The organism is Azorhizobium caulinodans ORS 571, assembly GCF_000010525.1.
GTDB classification, from domain to species: Bacteria; Pseudomonadota; Alphaproteobacteria; order Rhizobiales; family Xanthobacteraceae; genus Azorhizobium; species Azorhizobium caulinodans.
Genome location: NC_009937.1, coordinates 3,720,129 through 3,733,996 on the forward strand (window position 1 = coordinate 3,720,129; position 13,868 = coordinate 3,733,996).

Sequence of the window (13,868 nt, forward strand, 5' to 3'; positions counted from 1 at the left end):
GCCAGCGAGCGGGACGCTCCGGCACGAATCGCAGTGCACTCTCCACCCGCCCGCATGGCGGGTGCGCTGCTCCGCTCTGGCCACTGTGCTCCCCCCCGACACCGTACCGACGCAAAACGTTAACGCCTCATGGCATCGGCACCAAGACACCAGAAACAGCATCGGTTGCAACCGAAAAAATGCATGCACAATCAACAAAATATAACTCCCCGCACGCTCGCGCATACGGCCCGTTGCCCCTGACTTGGACCGGCTTAAAAACGACGGCCCCGTATCCTATGGGATTGCGCGAACCCTCCCCATTCTTGCAACGGCAATTTTTGGTCATAAGTGGTGATTCGGGACCATTCTCTGGACCGCCGGAAGCTGGAGGTTCCGGTCTGCCTCACGGCGCCAGGCAGGCTCCGCCGCCGGTCTTCTGCCACGAGATCGTGGACTGATGACCGATGGCTCCGTGCGGCCGATTCTCTCGTGTTATGTGACCCAAGCCTCCATCTGTCCCGCGGCGTGGGCAAGCGTCAGGACGTGTTCAGGCACTCACTGCACTGGCCCGATCGTCCTTGGATAGCCCACCTTCGCGCAGACTTTCCCCAGCGTCGGGACCATGGGCTCGGCCCGGAAGCCGAAGCGCGGATCGATCACCGGCGAGAGCTCCCGACCCTTCTGTGAAACTCCCATTGGCATGGGCCGCTGTGTAACTCACCACCTCACCCGGAAGCTGCCCGTGGCGCCGAACGTGGAGTAGCCCTCGGAAATCTGGGCGTCGAAGCTCGCGGACAATGTGGTGGTCGGGCTGGCGAGGAATTGCAGGCCCGCATGCAGATCCGCCGCATTGCTCACGGTGGGTATTGAGGTGCCAGAGAAGGAGAATGTCGGCAGTTCCGCGAAGCTCCGTGGCACGTCCCGGTCCGGGCTGAAGTCGTGCATCCACGCTGCCCGCAGATAAGGCGCGATCTGCTGGCCATTGGGCGCCGTCCAGACGCCGTCCAACTGAAAGCCCACATAGAGAGGCAAAGCGGCAATTGCGGTATTTTGATAGGAGATGCCCGCCCCGAGGGAGAACATCTCGGATCCCGAACCCAGCCAGAGCTGCGTGGGCTGGAATGCGATGAACGGGGTGAGGCTCGCGCCTGTGGCGCCGAGAGCGAAGCTGTAGCCCGCTTCAAAACGCCCCGCGAGGATCCAGCCGTCCAGCCCGCTGTCGGTGGCGAGGTTCAGGCCGAGATTGTAGAGGTTGCGATCGAAATTGGAGCTGGCGTAGCCGACACTCGCAACCGCCGACATATAGGCCGGCCCGGCCTGGTAAAGGCCGTACAGGCTGAAGCTGCCATAGCTGTTGGAGACCACGGCGCCATAGGCGTTCGCCGAAATGTTGGTGGAAGAAAAGCTCACAGCGGCCCCCGCGAGCGCAGGCAGACCGGAGAGTTCGCCGTCCAGGCCCGCAATGCCGCCGATGGTGGAGCCGGACAGGCCGCTGCCGGTGGTGAGGCTGGCGATTGTCGAGCCCCAAAAATAGTGCCCTCCCGTTCCGGACGCGGCGGTCCCCCCGACGTCATCGCCGCGCTCGGGGGCGGCATAGCCAAGGGCGGTGGAGGCGGGCCGCAGGCCCTGCCGCCAGCGGTCCATCTGGGTGGTGATGCCGGCCATGGCGGCGGAAGCGGCATTGATCGTGGTGGTGGGCACCAGGGACACGGCACCGCCGCCCACCGACTCATAGGACCGCTCCAATCCCGGCACCGTGGTCACCTGCAGGAGGGTGGGGACAATGCTCTCGAACAGGAGCGAGGAGCCCCTCGTCTGGATCTCGCCGATCAACGCGCCGGTCGTCAGTCCATGCGCCGACAGGCCGGACGGTGTGAAGTTGATGGTGGTGCCGAGGCTCAAACCGCTTGCGATGTTCGCCACAGAGAAGTCGAGGATCGCGGTGTCGCCCAACACCGTCAGGCTGTCGGTGCTGAGCGTGCCCGCCACCGACAGGAAGGGCGTGTCGAAATGGCCGGGCATGGCGCGGGCCGGATGGTCCAAGATCGCGCGGACGCTGCCCGAGAGGCGGGCATCTCCCGTGACCAGGAAGCGGTCGGACTGGCCCGAGAGCTGGTCCGCCCGGATGGCCAGCACGCCGCTCGATGTCTGCACCAGCGCGCCGTTGATCGTGGTGGTGCCGAGCGCGGAGAAGGCGCTGCGCAGCATGCCCGCGTTCGTCAGCACGCCCGCCGGCCCGCCGAGATCCAGCGAGGAGCCCGCCCAGAGCGTTCCGCTGCCAAGGTTGGTCACGCTGTTGGCGGCGCCGGGCGTGAGCGCCAGATTGCCGGTCAGGCTGCCGCCATTGACGATCTGCGCGAAGCCCGTGCTGGTGCGGATGGCGAGCCCGTTGGCCCAGTCCAGGGTGGAGAGGGTGCCGTAGGAGGTGATGTAGGTCTCGGTGCCGTCGCTGGTGATGGCGGTGCCCGAGGGGCCGCCGGTGACGCGGGTGCCGGGGGCGAGCGTGATGATGGGGTCGCCATTGCCCTGGGCCGAGATGCCCGTGCCGCCTACCCCGCTGGCAGTGACCGAGCCGCCGGTCAGCACGTAGACCGCCGCCTTGCCGGAGATGAGGGCGCTGCCGTTCACCAGCACATTGGCGCCGTTCACCAGCTCCATGGTGGTGCCGTTCATCACAAGCCCGCCGCCCCCGCTCACCGACTGGGCGATCACGCCATAGGCTCCCGCACCGGTGGTGCTGATGGGCGCGCTCACATTCACCGTCACAGACCCGCCCTGGCCCGAAGCGGCGGTGGGCCCGCTCCAGTTGGTCGACTGTCCGTCAGAGACCGCCACACCACCGCCCCCGCCGATCGACTGCGCCAGAACACCCACCGCATTCGTGCCCGACGTGGTGAGCGAAGCGTTCACGTTCACCGTAACGCTGCCGCCGTCACCCGACTTCCCCGCGAAGGTCACGCTGCCCGGTGAGGTCCCCACCCCACCGCCGCCGCCGATGGATTGGGCGAGGATGCCGATAGCGGCCGTGCCGCTCGTCCCGACTTGGCCCGCGGTTGTGACGGTGACAGTGCCGCCCGCGCCGCCGGAACTGCCGCCGAGGATCAGCGTGTCGGAGCTCATGGTGGCGATGCCGCCGCCGCCGCCGATGGATTGGGCAACGATGCCATGCGCCATGCTGCCATTGGTGTAGATGGACCCGGCCGTGGTGGACGAAACGGATACGGTGGAGCCGTTGCCGCCGCCTGCGCCGCCGAGGGTGACGGTGCCGCTGAGGGAAACGTTGGACATGCTCTCTGTCGGGATACCAGCGACACCGCCGCCGCCGCCGATGGATTGAGCGATGAGGGCGATGGCGCGGCTGCCGGTGGTCTGGACGCTGCTGCCTGCCTGGAGGGTGACCTGCCCGCCGCCGCCACTTTCGGCGCCGGCGCCGAGGGTGGTGATGTGCTGGATGCTCGCCGCAGTGCTGCCATCCCCGCTGAGCAGGCTGCCACCGAGGCCGCCGCCGCCCGCGATGGACTGGGCGACGATGCCATGGGAATCCACGCCGGATGTGGAGACCCAACTGTAATTGTCCACCGTCACCGTTCCGGCGTTCGCGCCCAGGCCGTTGGACCCGCCGAGCGACAGCGTCAGGCTGCTGCTGGCAAGATTGCCGGTGACGCTGGCCGCCCCGGATGCAACGCCGCCGCCGCCGGAGAGGGACTGCGCCAGCACGGCCGGAGCGAAAGCGCCCAGCGTGGTGATGCCCATGGCGTTCTGGACCGTGACGTCACCGCCCGCGCCGCCCCCGCTGCCGCTCCCGCCGAGCGAAATGCCGCCCGCATAGGCCGCACTGCCCGAGGAGTTCGCGGCGGATGCCATGACCTCGCTGCTGCCGCCCGCCCCGCCGCCGCCACCGATCGACTGGGCCAGGAGGCCGATGGCGCCGACCCCCGAGGTGCTGGCCTGCGCGTTACTCGTGGTCACGGTCACAGTGCTACCGTCGCCGCCGAGGCCGCCCGTCAGCCCCATTGCCAGGGTGACGTTGACGTCGCCCGATCCGCTGGTGCTGCCGTTGCTGCTCCCGCCCATGCCGCCGCCGCCGCCCACCGACTGGGCGACGAGGCCATAGGCATGCGCGCCGCTCGTGGTCAGCGTGGTGCCGGTCCCCGGAATTTCGAAGGTGAGGGTCACCTGTCCGCCAGCCCCTCCTGAGCCGCCGGAGCCGCCAAGAGCCAGCGAAGCAGTGACGTCGCCCCCGCCGCTGGCGCCGCTTGTGGAGGCGCCGCCGATACCGCCGCCGCCGCCGATGGACTGGGCGACAAGGCCGGACGCATGGGCGCCGGTCGTCTGGATGGCGCTCGTCGAGCCCACGGTGACCTGCCCGCCTGCGCCGCCCGATCCGCCGGCGCCGCCGAGGCCGAGAGCGAGCGCATAGGTACCGTCGCCGGCATTCGATGTGCTGGCGCCGCCGGTGCCGCCGCCGCCGCCCACCGACTGGCCAAGGACGGCGATGGCCTGCACGCCGCTCGTCAGGACAGGCGCGGCCACCGCCACCGTGACCTGACCGCCCGCGCCGCCGGCGCCATTGGTTCCGCCGAGGCCCAGGGCCACCGCCGCCGCATTGGAGGCCGAGGAACTGGTCGTCGCGCCCTGCACGCCGGTGGAGGTGCTGCCCCCGGACGAGCCGCTGCTGGCGGTGGAAGCCGTGGCAACCGCCCCGCCATTGCCGCCGCCGCCGCCCACCGACTGGGCGAAAACGCCATAGGAATTGAAGCCCTGGGTGCTGATGCCCGAACGTCCCTGGAACGTCACAGGCGCATTCACCGTCACGTTCACCGTTCCGCCTTCCCCGCCGCCCGAAGAGCTGCCGCCGATGCCGAGTGCCAAGGAGACCGCGCCGCTGGAGGACGAGGTGGTGGTGGAGGATCCGCCATTGCCGCCACCATTGCCTACCGACTGGGCGAAAACTCCGGCGGAGTTGGCCCCCGTCGTCTGGAGGGTGCCGATGGTGGTGACCGTGACAGTGCCGCCCGTGCCACCGGCCATGCCATTGCCACCGAGCGACAGGGAGGCGCTGTATTCGCCCGCCGAGCTGTTGGTGGTGGAGGATCCGCCATTGCCCCCGCCGCCGCCCACCGATTGGGCGAAGATGGCCGGCGAGTTGTCGGCGGGAACGACGCTCCTGATCCCGCTCGCGAGACTGAAGCCCGTGAAAATCCCATAGGTGTTGGTGACGGTAACGGTGTTCCCATTGCCGGATTGCCCGCCGCTGCCACCGAGGCTCATGGCCAGCGAATATCCGCCGTCGCTTCCGGATTGCGCGCCGGGCTTGCCGCCGTTTTCTCCTGCCGCCGAAGCGGTGCTTGAACCGGTTGCCGAACCGGACAGGCTGCCTGTGGCGCTGGATGCGCTGCCGCCGGAACTGGATGAGCCCGGTGCGCTGGCGGCCGCGCTGCTGGATCCACCGGACCCGCCGCCGCCGCCCACCGATTGCGCGAAGATCCCCGCCGCGTTCGGCCCCAGCGTGTTGATGTAAGTTGACGTCCCCCCCGAATTGACGGTGATGATGCCGCCGTCTCCGCCATTGCCGCCGCTGCCGCCGAGGCTCATGCTGACCGCGGCCTGCCCGCCGCTGGAGGCGGTGCTGGAGGAGGACCCGCCCAGGCCGCCGCCGCCGCCCACGGACTGCGCGAAGATGCCTGCGGCCTGGAGGCCTGTGGTCAGGATGAAGCCGGTGGACCCCACCGTGACATCGCCGCCGGCGCCCCCCGGTCCGGCGCCTCCGCCGAGGGTGAAGGAGGCCGCATAGGAGCTGCCGCTGGAATTGGCGCTGCTCGATCCGCCGCTGCCGCCGCCACCGCCCACCGACTGCGCGAAGATCGCCGTGGACTGGTCTCCAGCCGTCGTGATGGCGGAACTGCTCGTGACGTTCACGGCGGAGCCGGCGCCGCCCTGTCCGGCGAAGCCGGCAAGGGTCACGGCCACCGCGATCCCGTTGGCGGCATTGCCATTGCCGTTATCCGGCCCGGTGCCGGAGGTCCCGGACAACGCAGAGCTGACATTGCTCGCGGTCTGGCCCGCGCCGGCCCCCGCGACGGAGGTGACGCCGCCCTGCAGCTCCTGTCCCTGGCCTGCATCGGTGGTGCTGGACGCCGCCCCGCCATTGCCTCCGCCTCCTCCGATGGACTGGGCGAAGATGCCGTAGGACAGCGCGCCGGAGGTCGCCAGCGCACCGCCGCTGGTCACGTTGACCGTGCCGGCACTGCCCCCGCCCTGACCGGACCCGCCAATGGCAATACCGGCCGCATAATTGTTGCTGGAGGCGGTCGCCTGCGTCCAGCCGCCATTGCCGCCGCCCCCGCCGACGGACTGGGCGAAAATGGCGGAGGAATGCAGCCCTGTCGTGGTGATGCCGCCCCCGCCGTTCTGGTTGCTGCTGACGCTCACATTGCCGCCGCTCCCGCCGTTGGCGCCGCTCGCGCCAATGGCAAGGGCGACCGAGGCGGTGGTTGAGGCGGCATTCGCATCCGCCGAGCCGCCATTGCCGCCCGAGCCGCCGATGGATTGCGCGAGGATGCCGGGCGACTGGTCGCTGAAGACGCCGGATGAGCCGGTCCAGATCGTGCCGGTCTGGGTGACGCTGACAGAGCTGCCATCACCGCCGGAGGATCCACCGCCGCCGATGGCGACGCTGGCCGCCGCGCCGTCCGTGCTGTCGCTGGCGCCCGATAGGCTGAAGGCACGGCTCGACCCGCCATTGCCGCCGGCGCCGCCGATGGACTGGGCGAGAATACCGGCCGAGAGATAGCCATTGGTGGTGATGTCGGCGGCGATGACGGTGACGCTGCCGGCCGCCTGGCCGCTACCGCCCCCCCCGCCGGTCGCACCGGCACCGCCCACCGAAACCTTGGCATCGCCGCCGCCGGTCGCGCCGGACCCGGCAATGGCAAAGCCGCCAGTGCCGCCCGAGCCGCCAATGGACTGCGCCAGAATGCCCGGTGACTGGGAGAACAGCGTGGTGATGGCGTCATTGGCGGTCACGGTGACGTTGCCCGCGCTCCCGCTTGTGCCGCCGCCGCCCCCAAGAATGACGTCGGATGCAAAGACGATGGCCCCCGCCGCGCCGGCGCTGAATCCGCCATTGCCACCGGAGCCGCCGATGGACTGCGCCAGAACACCCGCCGAAATAAGGCCGTTGGTGGCCAAAGCCCCATCTGCGGTGACCGTCACCGCACCGCTCGTACCGCCACCGCCGCCGCTGCCGCCGAGGCCTACGCTCGCCGCTCCGGCACTGGCCAGCGACCCGGCGATATCCCAGCCGCCGCTGCCACCCGCCCCGCCAATGGACTGGGCGATGATGGCGGGAGACTGATCGCCATTGGTGGTGATGGCACCGTTCCCATGGTTGATGGTCACCGCACCGCTGGTGCCGCCACTGCCCCCGCCGCCGCCGATGGTGGTCGTGGCACTGGCGCCTGACGACAGGCCGGCAGCCACCACGAAGCCGCCGGTGCCGCCTGCGCCACCGAGGGACTGGGCAACGATGCCGGACGACAAGGAGCCAATCAGCGTGATGCTGTTGTAGTTGTCGATGGTGACCGCGGCGCCCGTCCCGCCGGAGCCGCCGGAGCCGCCGACTTCCAGGCTCGCGGTGCCGGCTCCCGAGACCGAGCCGCCCACAGCAAATCCGCCTGAGCCGCCGCCGCCGCCGATGGACTGGCCGAGGATGCCGGGCGCATTGCCATAGATGGACGCGCCACTCACCACCGTCTGCGTCGTGGGAACGGTGGAATAGGTGGTCACCGGAACCTGCGTGGTAGTGGTGACCGGCACCCGTCCCCAACTGCAATATTCGTTACACACCCACTCTTCTTCGTACGTCGTCGTTGTCTGGGGGACATAGGTGGTGGTCGGGACTGTCTGGAACGTGGTTTCCACCGCCGTTGCCTGCGAAACGATGGCACCGTAATTGGTGATCGAGACCGTGTTCGCGGATGAACCCGCGCCGCCACTGCCGCCCACGGCCAGTGTGGCCGCGCCCCCGAGGCTGGCATTGCCGCTGGCGGCAAAGCCGCCATTGCCGCCGCCGCCACCAATGGACTGGCCGAGGATGATCGCCGCGCCACCGCCCGACGCGGTGAGCGTGCCTGCCGCATTTTCGATGAAGACGGTGTTGGAATGGTTGCCGCTTCCGCCCAGCCCGCCGATGCTGGCGCCAAGCCCCGGCCCCAGCGAGAGGGTGAGCGATGTGGTGTAGCCGCCATTGCCGCCGCCGCCACCAATGGACTGGACGGCAATGGCGCTGGACTGGTAGCCGTAGGTGGTGATGTCGGTGGGGCCTGCGGGACCGGAATTCGTACCGTTATAGGCATAGGCCCAGCCGCCGGTGCCGCCATCGCCGCCCGTCCCACCGAGCGCGAGGCTCACGCCCACCCCCGTGCTGGCGCTTGCCGAAATGGCCGCGCCGCCATTGCCGCCCCCGCCACCGATGGATTGGGCGAGCAGGCCCGGCGAGCGATCCCCCGATGTGGTGATGGTGCTGCCCTGGTTGACCGCAGCCGCCGTGCTGCCATAGCCGCCGGAGCCGCCCGTGGTCCCAAGAGCCAGGGCGACCGAGGCGGCCGCCGAGATGCTGCTGGCGATGCTGGCCCCGGCATTGCCGCCGCCGCCGCCGATCGACTGCGCCACGACGCCGGGCGAATCCGTGCCATAGGTGGTGATGCCCACCCCGCCGGTCCCCGCGAAGACGTTTCCGCCATCGCCGCCCGTACCGCCAGAGCCGCCCACCGCCAGAGAGAAGGCCGCGCCTGCATATGCGTCAGTGGACAGCGAGACCGAATAGCCGCCATGCCCGCCGCCGCCGCCGAGGGACTGGGCGACAATGCCTGCCGAGCCGGTGCCGTTGGTGGTGATGGTGCCGCGGTTGAACGACGACAGCATCAGGGCGCCGTTGGTGGTGCAGGCAGCGCCGTAGTTCGCGCCGGAATCCCCGCTCGTGCAGTTCACGGTCACCGCATTGGCGCTGCCGCCCGAGCCGCCCGAGCCGCCGTGAGAAATCGAGGCGGCAGTCGTCAGGTCCATCGACACTGCGCCGCCGGCCGAACCGCCGCCGCCCCCGATGGACTGGGCCAAAATGGCTGCGGAGTTGATTTCCTGCGTGCTGATGCTGCCGGTATTGGTGACGAACACGTTCCCGCCCGCACCGCCGGTGCCTCCCGCGCCACCCACGGCGAAGTCGGTGCCTGAAATGGAAGTCGCGACGCCGAAACCGCCATTCCCGCCGCCGCCGCCGATGGATTGCGCCTGGATGCCGAAGGCGCCGCCGGCGCTACTGGTGGGCGCCACGCCGCTGTTGCAGGAATTTCCGGTGCAGATGTTGCCGCTGTTGGCGACCGACACGGTGCTCGCATAGCCGCCGCCGCCGCCATTGCCCCCCGCTTCGCTGCCGCCGATCAGAACCCCGGCCACGCCGCTGCTGAAGGCCAATCCGCCAGAGCCACCACCGCCGCCGATGGACTGGGCGGCAATGCCGACGGCCGACGCGTTGGTCAGCGTGATGGTGCCGGAATTGATGATCGTGACGGTGCTGCCGTTTCCCGCCGGACCGCCATTGGCGCCGATCGCGTTGAGCCCCTGCGAAACGCCGGCATCGCCGCCGGCGCCGCCCACGGACTGGGCTTCAATGCCCCGCGATCCCAGCCCCCCGGACGTCAGGGCGCCGGAATTGGTGACGCTGACCGTTCCCGCTCCCGCACCGTATCCCCCGGCGCCGCCGGAGCCGCTACCGGTGAAGATCCAGTAGCCGTTTCCGCCACCTCCGCCATCGGCGCCGTAGCCGCCAACGCTCTGGGCATAGATCACGATGGCCTTCTGGGCCTCGACGGCTGCATAATTCGTGAGAATGACGCTGCCACCATCCCCACCGGCGCCGCCATTGCCGCCCCTCCCGCCGGGACCACCGCCGCCACCCACACCACCATTGCCGCCCAGACTGATGACGGCGATGCCGACGGAACCAGATCCCTGGGTGGAGAAGGGAGTCCAATTGGTCAATTGTGCCTGGCCGCCGGCTCCCCCGATGCCACCGCCGCCACCTTGGCCGTTGTCGGTGTCCGTACTGCCCCCGGCGCCGCCGATGCCACCGGCGCTATAGACGTAGATTCCGGTGCTGGAGAAGGTGTTGCTGCCGGACCCGCCCGTGGTCGTAATGGTGACCATGCCCCCATTGCCACCTTGGCCGCCCGAGGCGCCATTGGAGTTTGCGCCGGTGCAGATGACAGAATTGGCGCTGCCACCGCCAACCCCGCCGGCACCGCCGGTGCTGCCCGCGATGACGTACGTCACCCCGCCATTGGCAGGAGCAGTCAGGTCATCAACATAGCTCTCAGAGACAGGGGTTCCGGTGCCGCCTTGGCCCCCTCCGCTGACGTTTGACACCAGATTGTTGATCGGACAGCCATACCCGCCTTGGCCCGGGGTGCCTGATACGCTCGGGTTATAGACATAGGATGGACCGATCGTGGCATTGCTGGTCTGGGCGGCCGCCGGGACCGTCAAGGCACACAGCGCGACCGACGACAGGAGGACCGGCAGCGACAGCGCCAGAGGGCCGGGGACCTTCCGTGTCTTCCGCGAGAACAACGTCGGACGAACCATGCCTGTGCCTCGATCGGAGACGAGGAACACCGGGATTTTCCCGCTTTCCTCAACGTCGGTAATCACATATCTCCCAGCTAGGTCTGGTGCCCCGGCGTGTGATACGCAACGCCACAGATTGGAATCGTCAGATCGCACATGCAGGACGAGAGTTCGACCAACAGCGCGGCATTGGCGCCTGCCGCGTCCTTTCCCGAGGCGATCGTCAGAGTGTTTGGCGCCAGGGCAATTGACGATCTCATGCTGGCGCCGGGCTTGCCGGCGGCCGTCCGCGCGGCAGCCGGTAACGCGGTTCGTCTTTATGACGGTAACTGGCTTCGCAACCGCCTGCTGAATGATCGCGGGCGCCTTCTGGCGGTGCTGCTCATCCTCGATCTGCATTTCAATGAGAGTGGCGGCAGGGGCGTGACGGGAGCGCGGCTACGCCGCGAAGTCGTGGACCTTGATGTGTGCAGTCCGGGGCGCGCCACAGCCTTCCTCGCCGCGCTGCGGTTCAAGCATCTGCTGATGGCTGCCCCTCACTCCCCCGCCAAAGAACGACGCCTGATACCAAGCGCGACGCTGCTGCAGACGCATCGAGAGCGCTGGAACGGAATGTTCTCCGCCATCGCTCATGTTGACGCGCCGGCCGCTGCTGCCGCCAGCGTCCTGCCGGACGAAGTCCTCTTCGGTCCGTGCACGCACGTCATGGCTGAGTGCTTCAGGCAGGGCGTGCGGGTCTTCGAGGCGACCCCGGAATTACGAACCATTGCGGAACGGGATGTCGGCCTCGTCGCGCTGGTGTCCTTCGTCGCCAGTGGCGGGCCTATGTCCATCTCCCAGCTCGCGCGCCAGTTCTCGGTATCCCGCGCGCACATCGCCAATGTCCTGCAACTCGCGGAGGCGCAAAATCTCGTATGCGGCGAACCGGGCCGGGGCGGATACCGGGCCGGTCCGGCCCTGATGCCGGTTCTGATGCGCTTCTACACTGTCATTTTCCTGACCTTCCTTTCGGCTTCGCGACAGGGGCAGCGGGAAGCGGCGAGCTCGATCGGCGTACGATCTGTTGCGGGCCACGCATCCCTCGCCACCCGCACGCGGTCAGGCACCTAAACTCCGCGCCATTTCGCGAGATCCAAAGGCGTTTAGATCTGGCCAAACAAGCGCTTGATCTGTGCGGCCGCCGTGGCGTTTCTGGGTGTCGGTCGCCATGTCACCTTGAACCGCTCCTGGTTTTCCAGACTCCGTCGGCTTTCGCCTTGTGCTGCCGCTCGAACTCGACGGGTGGCAGCATCCTGTTCCGTGCCTGCTTGAGGCGCCGAGATTGGAAGGAGGGCATAGGCGATGATGGTCATGAGCGCGTGACGGTGCGGCCCCGTCCACGATCGCCCTTCGAAATGATCGAGACCGAGTTCCTCTTTCAATTTCTGATGCGCCGGCTCGCAGAATCGCCCAGCGGGAATCCTAAAAACGATGCCGCCGCCAGAATTTTACCGAAGTAATTCTAATCCACGATGCAGACGCTTGCCCCGGACCCGGGATGCTGCACCACAGTCATGTCCACGCCATAGATCATCTTCAACAGGTCCGGCTGCATGATGTCTTCAGGTCGGCCTCGAACGATCATTTCACCACTCTTCATGGCGACGATCTCATCGCAAAATCGGCTTGCCATGTTCACGTCATGTAGAACAACAACCACGCCGAGCTGGCGCTGGCGCGCCAGAGTCCGCACGAGGCCGAGCACCTCAATCTGATGAGCGATATCGAGCGCGGATGTGGGTTCGTCGAGGAGCAGGCATTCGGCATCCTGAGCGATCAACATCGCGATCCAAGCCCTCTGCCGCTCTCCCCCCGAAAGCGTCTCGATCTGCCGCTCACACAACCCGTCCATGCCCGTGAGGACGAGCGCCTCATCAACCTTCCTCCGGTCCTCTGTCCCGAACCGGCCCAGCGCGCCATGCCAGGGGTAGCGGCCCAGTGACACCAGCTCACGCACCAGCATGCCGTCCGCCACGGGAATCTGCTGCGGAAGATAGGCGACCTTGCGCGCGAAGGCCCGGGCGCTCCACTCAGGCACCGGCCGACCGGCCAGGCACACGCGGCCAGACGTTGGGACCAACTGGCCGGCAAGCATCTTGATCAGCGTCGACTTGCCGGAGCCGTTATGGCCGATCAGAGCCACCACCCGCCGGGCCGCCAGCCTGATCGAAACCGCGCGAACGAGATCGCGCCCGGCTACAGCAAAGCCGGCATTCTCCAGTTGGAACAGCGGGTCATCGCCATCCGGTGGCAAGGTGCACTCGGAGACGAACTCGGAAGAGAATTTCAACGTCATACCTCAGGCTCACGATCTCTCGGAAGCAAGACGTCGCGCGCGCAGATTCCAACACCCCGGCGCATTATTTTCTGCATGGGGGCAATCGGGCCTCGGCACAGCACGGAAAGGACAGCTAAGATTGGAATGAATATAAATCATTACATTTGAATGTAACGCTCTATTGAGTTATCCAATTCATGCGCCTTTGCGCTTTATGCGCAGTCCATTCGTTGCGAGCGTCAATCGGTGGGCGATGAAGCTCGCTGTAGCCTTGCAGGCCGGCATGACGATCTCCGACCAACCGTCGACGGCGGTCTCTGATCTTGATGCGATATTCCGGCTCTATCACCGGGAGCTGAACCGCTTCGCCTATCGCAAGCTGGGCGACCGTGAAGCCGCGGCCGACGTCGTGCAGGACGCCTTTGTCCGCTACCTGTCGGCGGACGCTCAGCGCGCGGACACGGCACGTCTGGACAGCCCTCGCTTCTTCCTGTGGCGCATCGTCGGCAACTTGATGATCGACACCATCCGGCGCAAGCGTCGGCAGGGCATACATGCGACATGGGACGAGATCACGGAGGACGTGGTCGACCCGGCTCCGCTCCCCGACCGACTGCTGGAGACCCGTGAGGAGTTCCGGCTGGTGAAAGAGGCGCTGGAGACACTCTCGCCCAATTGCCGGCAGGCGTTGCTGCTCAACCGTGTGGAAGGCCTGACCCACGCGCAGATCGCCGGTCGGCTGGGTGTATCCCCGAGCATGGTTTCGAAATACATCATGTCCGCGCTGCGCCGTTGCATGAACGCCCTTGCGGCGCCAGATGCTGCGCTGTGATCACATTCTCTTGTTTTTGCATCTCTACGGTAGGGACGTGCGGATCTCGATCGTCTTCTCGTGCAAGGACACAGTTAATCCGCACGCGACCATGACACGCCCAGACTATCCCTC

Annotated in this window: 4 protein-coding genes and 1 pseudogene; 2 read left to right on the forward strand and 3 right to left on the reverse strand. The window is 67.6% G+C overall.

Annotated features, from left to right (window positions below; translation table 11 throughout):
• Positions 1-699 precede the first annotated feature (699 nt).
• Positions 700-10,311 carry an autotransporter outer membrane beta-barrel domain-containing protein gene (locus AZC_RS16665; protein WP_052285972.1) on the reverse strand — a complete coding sequence of 3,204 codons (9,612 nt, stop codon included), beginning with the start codon at positions 10,309-10,311 and terminating at the stop codon, positions 700-702.
• A 450-nt stretch (positions 10,312-10,761) separates the two neighbouring features.
• Between AZC_RS16665 and AZC_RS16670 the strand changes: the two genes are divergently transcribed.
• On the forward strand, positions 10,762-11,715 hold the full coding sequence (locus AZC_RS16670; RefSeq protein ID WP_012171759.1) for a hypothetical protein: 954 nt from the start codon (positions 10,762-10,764) through the stop codon (positions 11,713-11,715).
• A 100-nt stretch (positions 11,716-11,815) separates the two neighbouring features.
• Here AZC_RS16670 and AZC_RS26130 read toward each other — a convergent pair.
• Both AZC_RS26130 and AZC_RS16675 read right to left on the reverse strand, forming a co-directional pair.
• Positions 11,816-12,065, reverse strand: a pseudogene (locus AZC_RS26130) (hypothetical protein); the annotation flags it as partial.
• Positions 12,066-12,106: 41 nt separating this feature from the next.
• On the reverse strand, positions 12,107-12,940 hold the full coding sequence (locus AZC_RS16675) for an ATP-binding cassette domain-containing protein (protein WP_012171761.1): 834 nt from the start codon (positions 12,938-12,940) through the stop codon (positions 12,107-12,109).
• Positions 12,941-13,205: 265 nt separating this feature from the next.
• Between AZC_RS16675 and AZC_RS16680 the strand changes: the two genes are divergently transcribed.
• Positions 13,206-13,754 carry an RNA polymerase sigma factor gene (locus AZC_RS16680; RefSeq protein ID WP_043880423.1) on the forward strand — a complete coding sequence of 183 codons (549 nt, stop codon included), beginning with the start codon at positions 13,206-13,208 and terminating at the stop codon, positions 13,752-13,754.
• Positions 13,755-13,868: the final 114 nt, after the last annotated feature.